Here is a 17,295-nt window from a genome sequence, read left to right as displayed (position 1 = left end):
CCAGCAATTCGGGCACAATTTACCGAATCTCTTCACAATCGGGGCACCTTTGACGGGTAGCCTGACCCTGTCCGACGATTTGATCCGACCTGACGGGGTTGAAACCATGCTGCACTTTCGTTCACCGGCCGTGGAAAACGACCTTCCGCCCGCGCTCGATCCGCGCGGCGATGCGTTCAGGGGGCTCGGCGAGATGGCCGCGCCGGTCTTCGCCACCTCCGGCCTGGCGCAGGCCGCGCTTGTGGAAACCGCGCGCGGCCCGGTGCTGGCGCGCGATCTGCGCGTGGGCGACAAGCTCGTGACGCGCGACGCCGGGCTTCAGCCGCTGCGCTGGATCGGCACCTCCACCGTGGTTTACGACGTGCCGGAAGCCACCGCAGACGCCGCGATGCCGGCCGGGCCGGGCCCGGTGCGCATCCGCGCCGGCGCGCTCGGCAGCACCCCGGAGGGTGGCAACCTCGTGCTTGCGCCCGGGCAGCGGCTGCTGGTGCGCAGCCCGCTCAACCAGGTTCTGTTCGGCACCGACGAGGTGCTCGCGGCGGCGGGGGATCTCACCCATCTCGATGGTGTCGAAATCGTGCCGCGCTCGGTTGCACGCTGGAGCCACCCCTTGCTCGACAGCCACCAGATGATCCGGGTCAACGGCCTCTGGATGGAGAGCTTCGCGCCCGACATGTGGTCGATCCGCGTGGCGCATCCGGAAGAATGGCACGCGATGACCGAGGCGGTGCCGCGCCTGCGCTACGACACCACCGCCGCGAATTACGTCGAGATGCGGGTGACGATCGACGACCGGGAAGCGCAGCTGATCGCCTCGATCTGACAGAATGAGAATCGTCCCTGGGGGGATGTCTGAGCGCCGGGCGCCCGCAAGGGGCCCGGCGTTCGCACGTCAGCCCCGTGGGCGCGCGGCGCGCCAAGCCGCCCAGTCTTCGGGCGTGTCGAGGTCGGTGAGGGCATGGCGGGCGGGTAGCGGCACGAGGCGCACCCGGCCGGCCTCGGCGCGGAGCAGGTCGCGCGCGCCGGCGTCGCCGGTGAGCGCAGCGAGGGCGGGAAAGTCGCGCGCGGGAAACAGCACCGGGTGGCCGGGGCGCCCCTCGGCGCTCGCGCCGCGCAGGATCGTGGTGCCGTCGAAGGGGGCGAGCAGGGCGGTGATATCGGCCGTGGTGATCTCCGGCATGTCGGCCAGCATCACCAGGAGCGCCGGGCAATCGGCGGGCAGGGCCGCGAGACCGGCCCTGAGGCTCGCCGACATGCCGTTATCGGCGTCGCCCACCTCGATCAGCCCGGCCCCGGCGCCTTCGAGCGCGGCCCAGCGGCCGGGCCTTTCGGCGCGCGGCGGCAGCGTCACCCAGACCGGGGCGCCGGTCGCGCGCGCTGTCGCCACCCGCTCGGCAAGCAGCGGCTGGCCCGCGACCTCCTCCATCAGCTTGTCGCGGCCGCGCATCCGCGTGGCCCGACCGGCGGCCAGAACGAGGATCGCCGGTCGGGTCACTTCTCGGGGATCAGCCCGCGCGGGCTGAAGCGCAGCACCAGCAGCAGGATCACCCCCATGGTGAGCAGCCGCATATGCGCCGCCGAGTCGATCAGGTGCGCGCGCAGCGCCGAATCCGCTGCCATCCCGGAGGTCAGCATGTCCATCAGCCAGCGGCCGAGCGGTTCGACCTGCACCCAGAAGAACCAGATCACGAAGCCGCCCAGCACCGAGCCCCAGTTGCTGCCCGAGCCGCCGACGATCACCATCACCCAGACCAGGAAGGTATAGCGCAGCGGCTGGTAGGTGCCGGGGGTGAACAGCCCGTCGAGCGTGGTCATCATCGCGCCGGCGATGCCGATCACGGCGGAGCCGAGGATGAACACCTGCAGGTGGCGGCGGGTGACGTCCTTGCCCATCGCCTCGGCGGCGACCTCGTTGTCGCGGATCGCGCGCATCATCCGGCCCCAGGGCGAGTTGAGCGCGGCCTGGCTCATCCACATCAGCACCGCCAGCACGATGATGAAGAGCCCGGCAAAGGCGAGTTTGACCACGATCGAGGAGGTGATCACCGGGTCGAGGCCCCAGCCTGTGGCCCAGTCGACGAACTCCGCGCTCTGCTGAAGGTCGACCTCGTAGGGCACCGGCCAGGGCCGGTCGAGCCCGTTGACGTTCTTCACCCCACGCGCCAGCCATTCCTCGTTCTTGAGCACGGCAATCACGATCTCGGAGATGCCGAGCGTGGCGATCGCGAGGTAGTCGGAGCGCAGGCCGAGCGCGGTCTTGCCGATCGCCCAGGCCACCCCGGCTGCGAGCAGGCCGCCGACCAGCCAGGCCACGGCCACCGGCAGGCCGAGCCCGCCAAGATAGCCGGTTGCGGCCGGGTTCACCGACTCGACGGCATCGACCGCCGGATCGAAGATCGCGCGGTAGGCGAAGAAGCCGCCGACGAGCAGCACGGTGAGCGCAAGCGCGCGGCTGCGGCCGGGCGCCATGCGCTTGTAGAGCGCGACGGCGGCGGCCAGCACGCCGACGGCGAAGGCGAGCCCGGCGAGCACCCGCGGTCCGCCCGCCGCCCAGGCCTCGGCCACCGGGGCCTCGGAGGTGATCACCACCGCGAGCCCGCCGAGCGCCACGAAGCCCATGACACCGACGTTGAACAGCCCGGCGTAGCCCCACTGCATGTTGACCCCGAGCGCCATGATCGCCGAGATCAGGCCCATGTTGATGATCAGGAGCGCCGAGTTCCAGCTCTGGAACAGCCCGGTCCAGAGCAGGAGCAGGGCGACGACGCCGAACAGGCCGATGTTTTTCCAGTTCACGCTCATACCGATTTCCCCTTGAACAGCCCGGTGGGTTTGAACAGGAGCACCACCACGAGGATCGCGAAGGAAACCGCGAACTTATAGTCGGTGGACAGAAGCTGCACCAGCCCGTCGGGCGCGAGGCTGTCAGGTAGCAGGTAGCCAAGAACCTTTTTCCAGGCATAGGTGACCATCACCTCGGAGAAGGCGATGACGAAGCCCCCGGCGATGGCGCCGAGCGGGCTGCCGAGGCCGCCGACGATGGCGGAGGCGAAGATCGGCAGCAGCAACTGGAAATAGGTGAAGGGCTTGAAGCTCTTGTCGAGCCCGTAGAGCACGCCCGCGATGGTGGCGAGCGCGGCAACGATGAGCCAGGTGTACATCACCACCCGCTCGGGGTTGATCCCCGAGAGCAGCGCCAGGTCCTCGTTGTCGGAGAAGGCGCGCATCGACTTGCCGGTGCGGGTGCGGTTGAGGAACCAGAACAGCACCGCCACCACCACCACGGCGGTGACGATGGTGATGCCCTGCGAGGTTTTCAGCACCAGGGCCTCGCTCAGCCCGGACCATTCGCGAAAGTCGCGCGCCGAGATGATGAAGCGTTCGCCGTCGGCAAATCGCTGGTCACCCGGGCCGATGATGAAGCGTACAAGGCCGTTGAGAATGAACATCACCCCGATCGAGGCCATCACGAAGACGATCGGCTTGGCCTTCACCCGTCGGTAGAAGCGGTAGACGACGCGGTCGGTGGCCAGCAACAGCGCGGCGGCGCCGAGGATGCCGAAGGGCAGGGCGAGCAGCGCCGTCGGAAGCGGGCCGAGGGTGATCCCCATCGACTGGAACCACCAGGTGAACAGGATCGTCACCATCGCGCCGAAGGCCATGCTGTCGCCATGGGCGAAGTTGGAAAACCGCAGGATGCCGTAGATCAGCGTGACCCCGAGCGCGCCGAGCGCGAGCTGGCTGCCATAGGCGATGGCCGGGATCAGCACGTAATTGGACAGCGCCACGATGGCATTCAGAAAATCCATCAATCGTCTCCGCAGGTGCCGATGTAGGTGATCGACGCGGGGCCCGCGCCGATATGGAGGGTGTAGAGCGCGGTATTGGCGCCGATCGTCAGCAGGTGCAGGGCGCCGGAGCCGCGCGCGACGATCTGCTGCGCCGGGCCATCCTCGACGTGCAGGATATCGAGGGTTTCGGCCACGGTCGTGATCCGGGCCGCCTTGTGGTCGACGGTCAGTTCCAGGTCGGTCGCCGCGCAGCCGAGCGACATGTAGCATTCCTCGGTGAAGGTGCAGACCGGCCCGGCGAGGGCGGGGCCGGCAAGCAAGGCGAAGGCGAGGGCGGCGGCTTTCATCCGTCAGCCCCCAAGGAAGCTCTGGCGCACCTCGGGGTTGGCGAGGAGTTCCTTGCCGGTCCCGGTGTGGGCGTTCTGACCTTGCACGAGAACAAAACCTTTATCCGCGATTTCAAGAGCTTGGCGGGCGTTCTGTTCAACCATGAGCACCGGCAGCCCGGTGCGGGCAACTTCGATGATCCGGTCGAACAACTCGTCCATCACGATCGGCGAGACGCCGGCGGTGGGCTCGTCGAGCATCAGCACCTTGGGCCGGGTCATCAGTGCGCGCCCCACCGCCACCTGCTGGCGCTGGCCACCGGAAAGCTCGCCCGCAGGCTGGTTGCGCTTTTCCTTCAGGATCGGGAACAGGTCGTAGACCTGCTCCATCGTTTCGGTGATGTCGTCGCGGCGGATGAAGGCGCCCATCTCGAGGTTTTCCTCCACCGTCATCGAGGTGAAGATGTTGTTGTTCTGCGGCACGAAGCCCATGCCCTTTGCCACCCGCGCCTGCGGCGTGAGATCGGTGATGTCCTCGCCGTCGAGCCGGACGCTGCCGGCGCGCAGGTAGAGCATCCCGAACAGTGCCTTCATGCCGGTGGATTTGCCCGCGCCGTTGGGGCCGACGATGACGGCGATCTCGCCGCTGTCCACCGCGATGGTGCAATCGGTGAGGATGTCGGGGCCGTTCTTGCCGTAGCCGCCGGTCATCTTGTCGCCGATCAGGAACGGGCCGCCGGGGGCGGGTTTGGCCTTGCCGTGCTGCGGCCCGGCCCTCATTTCGCCTTGCCCCTTTGGGTTCACGATGGTGGAATCGCGGTTGTAGCCGGGGGCGTCGAAGGGTTGGCTCATGCTTCGACCTTGTCCTTGTTCTTCAGACCGGTGCCGAGATAGGCCTCGATCACGTGTTCATTGGCCTTGATCTCGCCCAGGCTGCCCTCGGCGAGCACCTTGCCCTCGGCCATGCAGATCACCGGATCGCAAAGCCGCTCGATGAAATCCATGTCGTGCTCGATCACCACGAAGGTATAGCCGCGCTCCTTGTTGAGGCGGATGATCGCGTCGCCGATGGTGTTGAGCAGGGTGCGGTTCACGCCCGCGCCGACCTCGTCGAGAAACACGATCCGGGCATCGACCATCATCGTGCGGCCGAGTTCCAGCAGCTTCTTCTGGCCGCCGGAAACCTGCCCCGCCTTGTGGTCGGCGAGGTGTTCGATGGTGAGAAACTCCAGCACCTCGTCGGCCTTGGCGCGCAGCGCGCGCTCTTCCTCGGCAATCCGCTTGCGGCCGAACCAGGTGTCCCAGAGGCTTTCGCCGGCCTGGCCGGGCGGCACCATCATCAGGTTCTCGCGGCAAGACATCGAGGCGAATTCATGCGCGATCTGGAAGGTGCGCAGCAGGCCCTTATGGAAGAGCTCGTGCGGCGGCAGGCCGGTGATGTCTTCGCCCTCCATCGTGACGCGGCCCGAGGTGGGTTGAAGAACCCCGGCGACGACATTGAAAAGCGTTGTTTTTCCCGCGCCGTTCGGGCCGATCAGCCCGGTGATCGAGCCTTTCTCGATGGTCAGCGACGCGCCGTCGACGGCATGGAAGCCGCCAAAATGCTTGTGCAGGTTTTCAACCGTGATCACAGATCCCACCCCGTCTGCTGCGGGTTCCCCCTCCCGCCGGATGAAGCACAGCCCGGGGGTCGTCCCCGGGCTGTGCGGTTCGTCAGTGCGCCACTTGGATCAGCGGAACTTGACGGTTTCGAAACCGTCGTCGGTCACGTCGTATTCACGGTAGGTGCCCGCGGCTTCGCCCGGTCCGATCAGCTCGACGTTGGAGGCGCCGACGTAGTCGACATCGCCGCCAGCGGCGAGGATCTCGAACGCCTTGCCAAGTTCGCCCGGCAGGATCAGCTCGCCCGGGGCGTTGGCCACATCCATCACGTTGGCGGCGATCCCGGCCGGGGTGGCCTCGCCGGCCTTCATCGCGGCCAGCACCAGCAGCGCGGCGGCGTCGTAGCTTTCGCGGGTGAAGGAGCTGTCGGGGTTGATGCCGGCGGCGTTGGCGAGCGCGGTGAAGGCCTTGGTGCCTTCGCCTTCCGACCACGGGATCGTGCCGTAGGAACCGACCAGCCCATCACCGATATCGGTGCGCAGGACTTCGGAAAACATGCCGTCGCCCATCACGAAGGTGTCGAAGGCGCCACTGTCGATCGCCGACTGAATCACGCCCTTGCCGCCCTGGTCGGAGTAGCCGAACACCATCAGGACTTCGCCGCCGGCCGAGGCCAGCGCGCCGACTTCGGCCGAGTAATCCGCCTTGCCGTCTTCATGCGGCACCGCGGTGGTGACCGAGCCGCCCACCGCTTCGAACGATCCGGTGAAAGCGTCGGAAAGACCCTTGCCGTAATCGTTGTTGGTGTAGGTAATCGCCACTTCGCTCACGCCACGGTCGGCAAGGATCGCGGCGAGCACTTCGCCCTGGCGCGCGTCCGACGGGGCGGTGCGGAAGAACAGGCCATTGTCTTCGGCGGTGGAGAGCGCCGGCGAGGTGGCCGAGGGCGAAATCATCGGCACGCCGTTCGGCATCGCCACGTTGGCGAGAATTGCGCCGGTCACGCCCGAGCAGTCGGCGCCCATGATGGCGGCCACGCCGTCGGTGGTGATCAGGCGCTCGGCGGCGGCGGAGGCTGCGGCGCTGTCGATGCAGGTCGAGTCGGCGCGCACCGGCACCAGCGTCATGCCATCGAGGAATTTACCCGATTCGTTGGCTTCGCTGATCGCCAGTTCGGCCGCGTCCGCCATGGCAGGCGTGATCGATTCCAGCGGGCCGGTGTAACCGAGGATCACCCCGATCTTCACATCTTCGGCGAAGGCGCCGGTGGCGATCAGCGTCGCGGCGGACGCCATGAGCAGCTTTTTCATGTTTTTTCTCCCAAGTTGGTCATATTTTCCGGCCCTCACCCTAGCGTCTTTGTCACAAAATGGAAGCCTTTAGCGGTCGGCTTCTATCCGCGTATTGGGGTCTCACGATTGCGTGCAGCACGTTGCCGTGGCGTCAATCACGGGCAAGACTGGGGCCATGAAACATTCCGCACTACCCCGCTCCCTCGCCCTGATTCTGGCCCTGCTCGCCGGGCCCGCCCCCCTCGTCGCCGGAACCGTCGAGGCCAGCGTGGGCCGGCTGCTGATCGCGCCCGTGGCGGAGGGCTTTCGCGAACCCTGGGGGCTCGCCTTCCTGCCCGATGGCGGTTTTCTCGTCACCGAACGCGGCGGCACGCTATGGCGGGTCGGGCCGGACGGCGAGCGGGTGCGCGTCGGCGGCACGCCCGAGGTCTGGGTGCGCGGGCAGGGCGGGTTGCTCGACGTGATGGTGCCGCGCGATTTCGCCACCAGCCGCGAGGTGTTCCTCAGCTTCTCCAAACCCCAGCCGGGCGGCGCGGGCACCGCGCTTGCGGTGGGGCGCCTGAACGCCGATGGCGATGCGCTGGCCGATCTTCGGGTGATCTTCGAGATGACGCCGGGTGGCGGGCGCGGCCAGCATTTCGGCTCGCGCATCGTCGAAGGCGCCGAGGGCCACATCTTCCTCACCATCGGCGATCGTGGCGAGGCCGATCTGGCGCAGGACAACAGCCGCCACAACGGCACGGTGGTGCGGCTGATGCGCGACGGCACGGTGCCGGACGACAATCCTTTCACAGGCGTCGCCGGCGCGCGGCCGGAAATCTGGTCCTACGGCCACCGCAACGCGCAAGGCGCCGCGCTCGGGCCGGACGGGGCCCTCTGGCTGGTCGAGCACGGCGCGATGGGCGGCGACGAGGTGAATCGCGTCGAACCCGGGGTGAACTTCGGCTGGCCGGTGATCGCCTACGGGCGCAATTACAACGGAACGACGATCGGCATCGGCACCGAAGCGGAAGGCATGGCGCAGCCGGTGCATTACTGGGACCCGTCGATCGCGCCCTCCGGGCTCGCGGTCTATTCCGGCGCGCTCTGGCCCGACTGGGCCGGGCGGATGCTGGTGGGCAGCCTCAAGTTCGACTACATCGCCGTGCTCGATCCCGCCACCGGCGACGAGGAGGGCCTGCGCACCCGCGAGACAGCCCGGGTGCGCGATGTGCGCGAGGCGCCCGACGGGTCGATCTGGTTTCTCTCGGTCGGGCGCGAGGGCGTGTTCCGGATTTCGCCCGCGCCGTGAAAGACCGGGGAATGATCCCGGCTCAGGCCTCGGCGCTCTTGCCGGCGTTGGAGCCGCGCTCGCGGTAGGGCGTGGTTTCGTAATGCGCGCGGTAGCATTTCGAGAAATGCGAGGGCGAGGTGAAGCCGCAGGCCAGCGCCACGTTGATCACGCTCATGTCGGTCTGCATCAGCAGGTTGCGCGCCTTCTGCAGCCGCAGCTCCATGTAATAGCGCTTTGGCGAGCGGTTGAGGTAGCGGCGAAACAGCCGTTCGAGCTGGCGGGTCGAAAGCCCGACATCGGCGGCCAGCCGCGACGGGCTCACCGGCTCCTCGATATGGCCCTCCATCGCCTGGATCACCTGCGCGAGCTTGGGGTGGCGCACGCCGATGCGGGTGGGCACCGAGAGGCGCTGGGTGTCGCGGTCGGTGCGGATCGAGGTGTAGATCTGCTGGTCGGCGACCGCGTTGGCCACTTCCGGGCCGTGATCTTGCGAAATCACCGCGAGCATCAGGTCGATCGAGGCGGTGCCGCCGGCGGTGGTCATCCGGTTGCCGTCGATCACGTAGACCGAGCGGGCAAGATCGACCTCGGTGAAATCCTCGGCGAATCCGTCGTGGTTTTCCCAGTGGATCGTGGCGCGCTTGCCATCGAGCAGGCCGGCTTCCGCCAGGGCGTGCGCCCCGGTGCAGAACGCGCCCATCGACACCCCGCGCCGCGCCTCGCGCCGGAGCCACGACACCAGCTTCTTCGAGGTATGCCGCGCCACGTTCACGCCGCCGCAGATCACCGCGGTGTCGGAATGGCGCAGCTCTTCGAGGCCGCAGTCGAGCTGCACCCGGCACCCGGCCGAACAGGTGGCCACGTCGCCGCCTTCGCCCGCCAGCGTCCAGCTATAGGCCTCATAGCCGAGAAAACGGTTGGCCAGCCTCAGCGCGTCGATCGCGCCGGCGAAGGAGAGCAGGGTGAACTCCTCCAGCAGCACGAAAACGAAACGGCGGGTCGGGCGGTCGCCCGGCGCATCGCTGATGGCTCTTCGACTCATTGCGCGCGTTCCTCGTTGCGGCCAAACTGGAAGAAGCACAACAGCTTTGCCGCCCGCGCGCAAGATGCACCGGACGGTCAAGTTTGCTTTGCACCGCTGGCCAAGCCCGCGTATACCGGCCCCGACTTGTCGGGCCTGTTGCCGCTAACGGCCCGCGAAACAAGCTGACGGAGACGGCGATGACGGACTGGACCAAATCTTCCTGGCGCAGCAAGCCCCGGGTGCAGATGCCCGATTATCCCGACCAGGCCCGCCTGGCCGAGGTCGAGGCGCAACTGGCCAAGTATCCGCCGCTGGTCTTTGCCGGCGAGGCGCGGCGGCTGAAGGCCGAGTTGGCCAAGGCGGCGCGCGGCGAGGCCTTCCTGCTGCAAGGCGGCGATTGCGCCGAGAGCTTCGCCGAGTTCTCCGCCGACACCATCCGCGATACCTTCAAGGTGCTCCTGCAGATGGCGGTGGTGCTGACCTACGGCGCCAAGGTTCCGGTGGTGAAGGTGGGTCGGATGGCGGGGCAATTCGCCAAGCCGCGCTCGGCCGCGTTCGAAACGGTGAACGGCGTCGAACTGCCCTCCTACCGCGGCGACATCATCAACGATCTCGAGGCCACGCCCGAGGGGCGGTTGCCCGATCCGTTCAAGATGCTGCACGCCTACACCCAGTCGGCGGCGTCGCTAAACCTCCTGCGCGCCTTCTCGACCGGCGGTTATGCCGATATCCACAAGGTGCACAGCTGGACGCTGGGCTTCACCGAGCGCGATGAGGCGGAGAAATACCGCGAGATGGCGGAACGGATTTCCGACACGCTGAGCTTCATGCGCGCCGCCGGGGTGAACGGCGACACCGCGCACGCGCTGCAGACGGTGGATTTCTACACCAGCCACGAAAGCCTGCTGCTCGAATACGAAGAGGCGCTCACCCGGGTTGATTCGACGACCGGGCAGGTCGTGGCCGGGTCGGGGCACATGCTCTGGATCGGCGACCGCACCCGCCAGCCCGATGGTGCGCACGTGGAATTCGCGCGCGGCGTGATCAACCCGATCGGTCTCAAGGCCGGTCCCTCGACGACGCCCGAGGATCTCAAGCGGCTGATGGCCACGCTCAACCCCGAGAACGAACCGGGGCGGCTGACGCTGATCGCGCGCTTCGGCGCGGGGCAGGTGGCCGAGCACCTGCCGCGCCTGATCCAGGCGGTGAAGGAAGAGGGCGCCGAGGTGGTCTGGTCCTGCGATCCGATGCACGGCAACACGATCAAGTCGGCCTCGGGCTACAAGACCCGGCCGTTCGAGCGGGTGCTGGCCGAGGTTCAGGAGTTCTTCGCCGTCCATCGCGAGGCGGGCACGATTCCGGGCGGGGTGCATTTCGAGATGACCGGCAAGGACGTGACCGAATGCACCGGCGGCGTGCAGGCGGTGTCGGACGAGAACCTCTCGGACCGCTATCACACCGTGTGCGACCCCCGGCTCAACGCCTCGCAGGCGCTCGAACTTGCCTTCCTCGTCGCCGAGGAACTGGCCGGACGGGTCTTGCCCGAAGCGCGCAAGGCCGTCGCCGGCTGAGCCGCGCCGCACCCTGACGATGACGAAAGCCCCGGCCGCGCGGCCGGGGCTTTTTCATGCCCGGCCGCGTTCAGTCCTCCGCCGTGTTGTGCACGAGGCGCAGGTGGCTGGCGCGCCGATCCCCGTCTTCGCTGGCGCGCCGGATCTCGGCGATCTGGCGGCGGAGCGCCTCGGTGTGGGGGCTGGAAGGGCGCGCGTCGTCACCGATCCCGGCGCCCTGGGGCGCGCGATCGACCGGGGGCCCGGGACGGGGGGCGCGCGCGGTCAGCGGGTCGGCCATCAGCGGCTTGGTTTCGATATCGGCGATGGTGAAGCGGCGCGGGCCGCGGCCGATCTCGCCGCGCGCCTGCAGCGCGCCGAGAATGCGCATCGGCCGCCCGCTTTCATCGCGCAGCGGCAGGAAGATCATCTGCGCCTCGAGCCCGGCCAGGCTGAAGCTGCCCTGGCTGTTCAGCGCCAGCCGCACCACGGCCGGCTCGTCGAGCACGGTCTCCAGCACCCGGGCGATCTCGCGCCGGGCCTCGGGCAGGAACAGGGCGGTCACCGGCATGCCGCGCACCTCCATGCCCATGATCTCGTTGAGATGAAGCCCGGCGAGGCGGATGCGGGCCACTCCCGGCGCGATCTTTTCGAGAATGAAGGCGAATTCGAGCACCTCGGCGATCCCGCGCGGATCGACATCGCTGCGCGTGGGCATCAGCCGGCCGTCGCGCAGGCCCTCCCAATAGGCATCGACCACGCCGATCGCCGGGAACAGCGCGCGCCGGCGCATCGGGGTGAGCGAGATTACCTTGTCGTCCTTCACGTAGTCGATCATCGTGCCTCTCCCGCGTTTCGTTGTGGTGAGCCCGGGCGCGTGCCGCGGGCCAGTGCGGCCCCGCGCGGTCTCGGTTGCCCCGGTTCGGGCGGTCTGCTAACGAAGACGCGTCATGGGCCGCTACAGCCCCAATCTGCCACAATTTCGTGCGAAGTTGCGGGAGAATCTAAACGATTGGTTAACCCGCCATGATACACTCGATGACCGGTTTCGCCGCGCTCAAGGGCCACCACGCGGCCTGGAGCTGGGCCTGGGATATCCGCGCCGTCAACGCCCGCGGCTTCGATCTGCGGCTGAAACTGCCCGACTGGATCGAGGGGCTGGAGCCCGCCGTGCGCAAGGCACTGGCGGGGGCGGTGACGCGGGGCAGCGTCTCGGTGGGGCTCAAGCTTACCCGCGAGGCGGCGGCCGGCGGCGTGGCGCTCGATGCCGCGGCGCTCGACCGCGCGCTGTCGATGCTGGTGGAGGTCTCGCAAGCCGCCGTGACGCGGGGGATCGTTCTGGCGGCCCCGAGCGCGGTGGAGATCGCGCAGATGCGCGGGGTGAGCGATGCCGTGCCCGAGGCGGAGGACAGTGCCGGGCTGCGCGCCGCGCTGGTCGCCGATCTGCCCGGCCTGCTCGCGGCCTTCAACGAGATGCGCGCGCACGAGGGGGCGGCGCTGAAATCGGTGCTCGAAACCCAGCTCGACGAGATCGAGGCGCTGGTGTCCGCGGGCGTTGCCGCCGCCGAGGCGCGGCGCGAGGCGCAGGCGGCCAACCTGCGCGCCGCCCTCGCCCGGGTGATGGACAACACCGAAGCCGCCGATCCCGACCGGGTGGCGCAGGAACTGGCGCTGATCGCGGTGAAATCGGACGTGCGCGAGGAACTCGACCGGCTCGCCGCCCACGTCGGCCAGGCCCGCAGCCTGCTCGCAGGCAAGGAGGCCTGCGGCCGCAAGCTCGACTTCCTGATGCAGGAATTCAACCGCGAGGCCAACACGCTGTGCTCCAAGGCGCAATTCCAGGAGCTCACCCGCATCGGCCTCGATCTCAAGGCGCTGATCGACCAGATGCGCGAACAGGTTCAGAACGTGGAATAGGGCAGGGCACATGGCCAAGCGGCGCGGACTACTCATCATCCTGTCGTCGCCCTCGGGGGCGGGAAAATCGACGCTGGCGCGACGGCTGCGCGACTGGGACCCGGAGATCGTCTTCTCGGTTTCCGCCACCACCCGCGCGCCGCGCCCGGCAGAGGTGGACGGACGAGAATACCACTTCACCACGCCCGAAGCGTTCAAGGCCATGGTGGCGGATGGCGAGATGCTGGAGCATGCCCACGTCTTCGGCAATTTCTATGGCTCGCCGCAGGGGCCTGTGCGCAATGCTATAGAAGGGGGCCAAGACGTTCTCTTCGATGTCGATTGGCAAGGTGCCCAGCAGATCAAGAATTCGCCCCTGGGCATTCACACTCTGTCGATTTTTTTGTTGCCGCCGTCCATAGGGGAATTGCATCGCCGTTTGGTCGAGAGAGGGCAAGACAGCTACCGAACCATCGTAGAACGAATGGCCAAGAGTTGGGACGAAATCAGCCACTGGGATGGTTACGATTTCGTACTTGTGAACGATGATCTTGAAGATACTTTAGACAGGTTGGTGCAGATCGTCACCGTAACGCGCATGAGAACGCCTCAGAGACCCGAGCTAGTAGAGCACGTGCGCGCGCTGCAGTCGGAATTCGAGGAACTGACATGACCCTTTACGCGCTCGACGGTATCGCCCCCACCCTGCACGAAACCAGCTGGGCCGCGCCCGACGCCAACCTGATCGGCAAGGTGGTGCTGGAAGCCGGGGCCTCGGTCTGGTTCGGTGCCACGTTACGCGGCGACAACGAGACGATCACCGTGGGCGAGGGCTCGAACCTGCAGGACCACGTGGTCTGCCATACCGATCCGGGCTACCCGCTGGTGATCGGGCGCGACGTGACGGTGGGCCACAAGGCGATGCTGCATGGCTGCGAGATCGGCGCCGGCAGCCTGATCGGCATGGGCGCGACGATCCTCAACGGCGCGCGCATCGGCAAGGGCTGCCTGATCGGCGCCGGGGCGCTGGTGACGGAGGGCAAGGAAATCCCCGATGGCGCGCTGGTGATGGGCGAGCCGGGCAAGGTGGTGCGCGATCTCGACGAGGCCGCCCGCGCGGCGCTTCTCGACAGCGCCCGGCGCTACCGCGAGAACGCGGCGCGCTTCCGGGCGGGCCTCAAGGCCATCGGCTGACGGGGCCGAAATCCGTCCGGATTTCGCCACGGAAAACGGACGTTTTCCGTGGCGTTTTTCGTACGAAAAACGCGCGTCTCAATCCTTGCCGCGATAGGGTTCGACGTATTGCAGCGCCATGTCCCACGGGAAGAAGATCCACGTGTCCTGGCTCACCTCGGTGATGTAGGTGTTGACCATCGGCTTGCCCTTGGGCTTGGCGTAGACGGTGGCGAAATGCGCCTTGGGCATCAGCTTGCGCACCACTTCCAGCGTCCGGCCGGTATCGACGAGGTCGTCGACGATGAGCACGCCGGTGCCATCGCCGACCACGTCCATGTCGGGCGACTTGATCACCACCGGCTCCGACTGGCTCTGGTGCTGGTAGCTTTTCACGCTGATCGTGTCGACCATGCGGATATCGAGCTCGCGGCTGACGATCATCGCCGGCGCCATGCCGCCCCGGGTGATCGCGACCACGGCTTTCCACGCGCCGTCCTCGAGCGGGCCCTGGTGATCGAGCCGCCAGGCCAGTGCGCGGCTGTCGCGGTGGATCTGGTCCCAGGAGACGTGAAAGCCCTTCTCGTGCGGCAGGCGGTCGTTCATTCTTCTTTCCTCCCCGCCGTGGCGTCGATATCGGGCGCATCCACGGCCTTCATGCCGACGACGTGGTAGCCGGCGTCGACGTGGTGGGTCTCGCCGGTCACGCCCGAGCCGAGATCGGAGAGCAGGTAGAGCGCCGATTTGCCCACGTCGTCGATCGACACCGTGCGCCGCAGCGGCGAGTTCAGTTCGTTCCACTTCAGGATATAGCGGAAATCGCCGATCCCCGAGGCCGCCAGCGTCTTGATCGGCCCGGCGGAGATGGCGTTGACGCGGATGCCGTCCTTGCCGAAGTCCTCGGCGAGATAGCGCACGCTGGCCTCGAGCGCGGCCTTGGCCACGCCCATCACGTTGTAATGCGGCATCACCCGCTCGGCGCCGTAATAGGTCATCGTCACGATGCTGCCGCCGTCGGTCATCAGCCGAGCGGCGCGATTGGCGACGGCGGTGAAGGAATAGACCGAGATATCCATCGTCACGCGGAAATTGTCGCGCGTGGTCTCGGCATAGCGGCCCCGGAGCTGGGCCTTGTCGGAATAGCCGATGGCGTGGACGAGAAAGTCGAGCTTGCCCCACTTGGCTTCTAGCGCCTCGAACAGCGCGTCGATCGAGGCGTCGTCGCCGACATCGCAGGGCAGCACGAGATCGGAGCCGAGTTGCTCGGCCAGCGGCAGCACGCGTTTCTTCACCACGTCGCCCTGGTAGGAGAAGGCCAGTTCGGCCCCCGCCTCGCGGCAGGCCCGGGCGATGCCCCAGGCGATGCTCTTGTCATTGGCCAGGCCCATGATCAGACCGCGTTTGCCGTTCATCAACCCGTTGGACATTCGCTGTTCCCCGTCCGCTCGCTTTCGGTTAAGCCGGTCTACGTCATTGCCCCGGAGGCTTCAAGCCTGCCGGGAGCGGGGAATACAGGCTGGCTGACACCGCGGCGCGCCGCGGCACCGGGAAGGATCGGGGGAAGGTTCGGATGAGCGACCGGGGCGGGATTTTCGCGGGCGACGACCCGTTTCGCATCGCGCAGGACTGGCTCGACGCGGCGACCGAACGCGAACCGAACGATCCCAACGCCATCGCGCTCGCCACCGTCGACCCGGAGGGCCTGCCCAACGTGCGCATGGTGCTGCTCAAGGAGATCGAGGCCGACGCCTTCGTGTTCTACACCAATTACGGCTCGGTCAAGGCGGCCGAGATCGAGGCCGCGGGCAAGGCCGCCTTCGTGGTCCACTGGAAGAGCCTGCGCCGGCAGATCCGGGTGCGCGGAACGGTGGAACGCGAGGAGGGCCCGCAGGCCGATGCCTATTATGCCTCGCGCTCGCTGAAGAGCCGGCTCGGCGCCTGGGCCTCGCACCAGAGCCAGCCGCTGTCGTCGCGGACCGCGTTGATGGCCGAGGTCGCCAGGATCACGCCGCGGCTCGGCACCCACCCGCCGCGCCCGCCGTTCTGGGGCGGCTACCGGATCCGTCCGGTCGAGATCGAGTTCTGGGCCGATGGCGCCTTCCGCCTGCATGACCGGTTCCGCTGGCGGCGGGCCGCGCCGGGGCAGCCCTGGGAAGTGAGCCGGCTCAACCCGTGATTGGATCGGGCGCGGGATGCGTCGGCAAGATCCCCCCTGATCGGTGACCTGTCCAAAAATACAGGTGAAGGTTGCTTGCAACCGACAACGATCTGAACCAATTAATTGGTTGGGGATGCGAACAAAACGCGGGACACGCGAAAGAAATGACAGACGAGCACGATTCGGAGGCGCGGGTGGCCCTGCGCGGCCAGGTGAAGTGGTTCGACGCGGCAAAAGGCTTCGGCTTTGTCGTGGCCGAGCAGGGTGGGCCGGATATTCTCCTGCACGCAAACGTGCTGCGCAACTTCGGGCAGAGTTCCGTCGCCGACGGGGCGCGGATCGAGCTCGTGGCGCAGACGACCAAGCGCGGCATGCAGGCGGTCGAGGTGATCTCGATCGAGCCGCCCGAGGGCGGCGTGGCGCCGGCCGAGGGGCTTGAGGAGGAGGTTGTCGACCTTGACTCCGCCGGTCCGTTGGAGCCGGCCCGGGTGAAATGGTTCGACAAGGGCAAGGGCTTCGGCTTCGCCAATGTCTTCGGCAAGCCCGAGGACGTGTTCATTCACATCGAGGTGCTGCGCCGGTCGGGCTTTGCCGATCTGCAGCCCGGCGAGGCGGTGGCGCTGCGGGTGATCGAGGGCGAGCGCGGCCGGATGGCCGTGGTCGTGGCCGCATGGGATGCGGCGCTCGCGGCGGACGGCGAGGGATGATCGCCCTGCGCGCCCTCGCGGCGGCGGCGCTGGCGCTCGTCGTCGCAACCGGCGCGGCACTGGCCGCGCCGACGGCCTGCGCCCCCGATCGGCTGGATATCCGGGGCGACTGGGGCGCGGCGCAATTCTCGGTGGAAATCGCCGACACGCCCGAATCCCAGGCCCGCGGCCTGATGTTCCGCGAAAGCCTGCCGGCGTCCCATGCCATGCTGTTCGTCTACGATCAGCCCGGCGCGCCGGCGTTCTGGATGAAGAACACGCTGATCCCGCTCGACATGCTCTTCGTCACGCCCGAGGGCAAGGTCCAGCACGTGCACCCGATGGCGGTGCCGGGGGATCTCACGCCGATCCGCGGTGGCGACGGGGTGCTCGCGGTGCTCGAGATCCGCGGCGGGCTGGCCGGGGCGATCGGCATCGGACCGGGCGACGAGATGCGCCATCCCGCCTTCGGCGCGGAGGCGGCCTGGGCATGCGCTGACGGCGACGGGATCGCCGCGCAATAG

20 protein-coding genes are annotated in these 17,295 nt (G+C 67.7%); 9 read left to right on the top strand and 11 right to left on the bottom strand.

Features of this window, described 5'->3' with window-relative positions; translation table 11 throughout:
• The first annotated feature begins 130 nt into the window (after positions 1-130).
• A complete protein-coding gene (locus IEW01_RS08135) occupies positions 131-823 on the top strand; it encodes a Hint domain-containing protein (RefSeq protein ID WP_188527112.1) in 693 nt (230 codons plus the stop codon).
• 69 nt (positions 824-892) lie between these two features.
• On the opposite strand, the gene IEW01_RS08130 is transcribed toward IEW01_RS08135, so the two are convergent.
• The 7 genes from IEW01_RS08130 to IEW01_RS08100 all read right to left on the bottom strand — a co-directional run bounded on the left by IEW01_RS08130 (position 893) and on the right by IEW01_RS08100 (position 7,029).
• A complete protein-coding gene (locus tag IEW01_RS08130) occupies positions 893-1,495 on the bottom strand; it encodes a nucleotidyltransferase family protein (RefSeq protein ID WP_188527111.1) in 603 nt (200 codons plus the stop codon).
• Entirely contained in the window at positions 1,492-2,802 is a 1,311-nt protein-coding gene (locus IEW01_RS08125; RefSeq protein ID WP_188527110.1) for a branched-chain amino acid ABC transporter permease, read from the bottom strand. The genes IEW01_RS08130 and IEW01_RS08125 overlap by 4 nt, the downstream gene beginning before the upstream one ends.
• Entirely contained in the window at positions 2,799-3,809 is a 1,011-nt protein-coding gene (locus tag IEW01_RS08120; RefSeq protein WP_188527109.1) for a branched-chain amino acid ABC transporter permease, read from the bottom strand. The genes IEW01_RS08125 and IEW01_RS08120 overlap by 4 nt, the downstream gene beginning before the upstream one ends.
• Positions 3,809-4,138 carry a hypothetical protein gene (locus IEW01_RS08115; RefSeq protein ID WP_188527108.1) on the bottom strand — a complete coding sequence of 110 codons (330 nt, stop codon included), beginning with the start codon at positions 4,136-4,138 and terminating at the stop codon, positions 3,809-3,811. The genes IEW01_RS08120 and IEW01_RS08115 overlap by 1 nt, the downstream gene beginning before the upstream one ends.
• 3 nt (positions 4,139-4,141) lie before the next feature.
• Entirely contained in the window at positions 4,142-4,969 is an 828-nt protein-coding gene (locus tag IEW01_RS08110; protein ID WP_188527107.1) for an ABC transporter ATP-binding protein, read from the bottom strand.
• The gene (locus IEW01_RS08105) at positions 4,966-5,748 is read right to left on the bottom strand and encodes an ABC transporter ATP-binding protein (RefSeq protein WP_188527106.1); all 783 of its coding nucleotides are present in this window, start codon (positions 5,746-5,748) and stop codon (positions 4,966-4,968) included. The genes IEW01_RS08110 and IEW01_RS08105 overlap by 4 nt, the downstream gene beginning before the upstream one ends.
• Before the next feature lie 99 nt (positions 5,749-5,847).
• Positions 5,848-7,029 (bottom strand): ABC transporter substrate-binding protein, encoded by a 1,182-nt coding sequence (locus IEW01_RS08100; RefSeq protein WP_188527105.1) that lies wholly within the window; start codon positions 7,027-7,029, stop codon positions 5,848-5,850.
• A 157-nt stretch (positions 7,030-7,186) separates the two neighbouring features.
• Here IEW01_RS08100 and IEW01_RS08095 point away from each other — a divergent pair, with 157 nt between their 5' ends.
• Positions 7,187-8,302: a PQQ-dependent sugar dehydrogenase gene (locus IEW01_RS08095; RefSeq protein WP_188527104.1), complete on the top strand. Its 1,116-nt coding sequence runs from the start codon at positions 7,187-7,189 to the stop codon at positions 8,300-8,302.
• A 22-nt stretch (positions 8,303-8,324) separates the two neighbouring features.
• Here IEW01_RS08095 and IEW01_RS08090 read toward each other — a convergent pair whose 3' ends face one another.
• Positions 8,325-9,326 (bottom strand): GlxA family transcriptional regulator, encoded by a 1,002-nt coding sequence (locus IEW01_RS08090; protein ID WP_188527103.1) that lies wholly within the window; start codon positions 9,324-9,326, stop codon positions 8,325-8,327.
• A 179-nt stretch (positions 9,327-9,505) separates the two neighbouring features.
• Here IEW01_RS08090 and IEW01_RS08085 point away from each other — a divergent pair, with 179 nt between their 5' ends.
• Positions 9,506-10,879: a class II 3-deoxy-7-phosphoheptulonate synthase gene (locus IEW01_RS08085; protein WP_188527102.1), complete on the top strand. Its 1,374-nt coding sequence runs from the start codon at positions 9,506-9,508 to the stop codon at positions 10,877-10,879.
• Positions 10,880-10,949: 70 nt separating this feature from the next.
• On the opposite strand, the gene IEW01_RS08080 is transcribed toward IEW01_RS08085, so the two are convergent.
• The gene (locus IEW01_RS08080; protein ID WP_188527101.1) at positions 10,950-11,696 is read right to left on the bottom strand and encodes a PAS domain-containing protein; all 747 of its coding nucleotides are present in this window, start codon (positions 11,694-11,696) and stop codon (positions 10,950-10,952) included.
• Between the two features lie 188 nt (positions 11,697-11,884).
• Here IEW01_RS08080 and IEW01_RS08075 point away from each other — a divergent pair, with 188 nt between their 5' ends.
• From IEW01_RS08075 to IEW01_RS08065, 3 genes are read left to right on the top strand one after another with little or no spacing between them, the layout of a single operon-like run.
• Entirely contained in the window at positions 11,885-12,775 is an 891-nt protein-coding gene (locus tag IEW01_RS08075) for a YicC/YloC family endoribonuclease (protein ID WP_188527100.1), read from the top strand.
• Positions 12,776-12,785: 10 nt separating this feature from the next.
• A complete protein-coding gene (gmk, locus tag IEW01_RS08070; RefSeq protein WP_188527099.1) occupies positions 12,786-13,427 on the top strand; it encodes a guanylate kinase in 642 nt (213 codons plus the stop codon).
• Positions 13,424-13,948, top strand: coding sequence for a gamma carbonic anhydrase family protein (locus tag IEW01_RS08065; protein ID WP_188527098.1), 525 nt, complete (start codon positions 13,424-13,426; stop codon positions 13,946-13,948). Before gmk ends, IEW01_RS08065 begins: the two co-directional genes overlap by 4 nt.
• A 78-nt stretch (positions 13,949-14,026) precedes the next feature.
• Here IEW01_RS08065 and gpt read toward each other — a convergent pair whose 3' ends face one another.
• On the bottom strand, positions 14,027-14,533 hold the full coding sequence (gene gpt, locus IEW01_RS08060) for a xanthine phosphoribosyltransferase (RefSeq protein WP_188527097.1): 507 nt from the start codon (positions 14,531-14,533) through the stop codon (positions 14,027-14,029).
• Entirely contained in the window at positions 14,530-15,354 is an 825-nt protein-coding gene (fabI, locus tag IEW01_RS08055) for an enoyl-ACP reductase FabI (RefSeq protein WP_188527096.1), read from the bottom strand. Before fabI ends, gpt begins: the two co-directional genes overlap by 4 nt.
• A gap of 143 nt (positions 15,355-15,497) precedes the next feature.
• On the opposite strand from fabI, the gene pdxH reads away from it, so the two are divergent.
• The 3 genes from pdxH to IEW01_RS08040 all read left to right on the top strand — a co-directional run bounded on the left by pdxH (position 15,498) and on the right by IEW01_RS08040 (position 17,295).
• Positions 15,498-16,103, top strand: coding sequence for a pyridoxamine 5'-phosphate oxidase (gene pdxH / locus IEW01_RS08050; protein WP_188527095.1), 606 nt, complete (start codon positions 15,498-15,500; stop codon positions 16,101-16,103).
• A 146-nt stretch (positions 16,104-16,249) separates the two neighbouring features.
• A complete protein-coding gene (locus tag IEW01_RS08045; protein ID WP_188527094.1) occupies positions 16,250-16,792 on the top strand; it encodes a cold-shock protein in 543 nt (180 codons plus the stop codon).
• On the top strand, positions 16,789-17,295 hold the full coding sequence (locus IEW01_RS08040) for a DUF192 domain-containing protein (RefSeq protein WP_188527093.1): 507 nt from the start codon (positions 16,789-16,791) through the stop codon (positions 17,293-17,295). Before IEW01_RS08045 ends, IEW01_RS08040 begins: the two co-directional genes overlap by 4 nt.

It is taken from the genome of Sinisalibacter lacisalsi, assembly GCF_014640115.1.
In the GTDB taxonomy this organism is placed as follows: domain Bacteria; phylum Pseudomonadota; class Alphaproteobacteria; order Rhodobacterales; family Rhodobacteraceae; genus Sinisalibacter; species Sinisalibacter lacisalsi.
This window is presented reverse-complemented; position numbering and strand designations above follow the sequence as displayed.

Excerpts from the sequence above, each read along its gene's own strand:
- IEW01_RS08040 (WP_188527093.1), top strand. The coding sequence starts at position 16,789 with ATGATCGCCCTGCGCGCCCTCGCGGCGGCGGCGCTGGCGCTCGTCGTC.
- IEW01_RS08075 (WP_188527100.1), top strand. The coding sequence starts at position 11,885 with ATGATACACTCGATGACCGGTTTCGCCGCGCTCAAGGGCCACCACGCG.
- IEW01_RS08115 (WP_188527108.1), bottom strand. The coding sequence starts at position 4,138 with ATGAAAGCCGCCGCCCTCGCCTTCGCCTTGCTTGCCGGCCCCGCCCTC.
- IEW01_RS08120 (WP_188527109.1), bottom strand. The coding sequence starts at position 3,809 with ATGGATTTTCTGAATGCCATCGTGGCGCTGTCCAATTACGTGCTGATC.
- gmk (WP_188527099.1), top strand. The coding sequence starts at position 12,786 with ATGGCCAAGCGGCGCGGACTACTCATCATCCTGTCGTCGCCCTCGGGG.
- IEW01_RS08110 (WP_188527107.1), bottom strand. The coding sequence starts at position 4,969 with ATGAGCCAACCCTTCGACGCCCCCGGCTACAACCGCGATTCCACCATC.
- IEW01_RS08100 (WP_188527105.1), bottom strand. The coding sequence starts at position 7,029 with ATGAAAAAGCTGCTCATGGCGTCCGCCGCGACGCTGATCGCCACCGGC.
- IEW01_RS08045 (WP_188527094.1), top strand. The coding sequence starts at position 16,250 with ATGACAGACGAGCACGATTCGGAGGCGCGGGTGGCCCTGCGCGGCCAG.
- IEW01_RS08065 (WP_188527098.1), top strand. The coding sequence starts at position 13,424 with ATGACCCTTTACGCGCTCGACGGTATCGCCCCCACCCTGCACGAAACC.
- IEW01_RS08095 (WP_188527104.1), top strand. The coding sequence starts at position 7,187 with ATGAAACATTCCGCACTACCCCGCTCCCTCGCCCTGATTCTGGCCCTG.
- IEW01_RS08080 (WP_188527101.1), bottom strand. The coding sequence starts at position 11,696 with ATGATCGACTACGTGAAGGACGACAAGGTAATCTCGCTCACCCCGATG.
- IEW01_RS08085 (WP_188527102.1), top strand. The coding sequence starts at position 9,506 with ATGACGGACTGGACCAAATCTTCCTGGCGCAGCAAGCCCCGGGTGCAG.
- IEW01_RS08125 (WP_188527110.1), bottom strand. The coding sequence starts at position 2,802 with ATGAGCGTGAACTGGAAAAACATCGGCCTGTTCGGCGTCGTCGCCCTG.
- pdxH (WP_188527095.1), top strand. The coding sequence starts at position 15,498 with ATGAGCGACCGGGGCGGGATTTTCGCGGGCGACGACCCGTTTCGCATC.
- gpt (WP_188527097.1), bottom strand. The coding sequence starts at position 14,533 with ATGAACGACCGCCTGCCGCACGAGAAGGGCTTTCACGTCTCCTGGGAC.
- IEW01_RS08090 (WP_188527103.1), bottom strand. The coding sequence starts at position 9,326 with ATGAGTCGAAGAGCCATCAGCGATGCGCCGGGCGACCGCCCGACCCGC.
- fabI (WP_188527096.1), bottom strand. The coding sequence starts at position 15,354 with ATGTCCAACGGGTTGATGAACGGCAAACGCGGTCTGATCATGGGCCTG.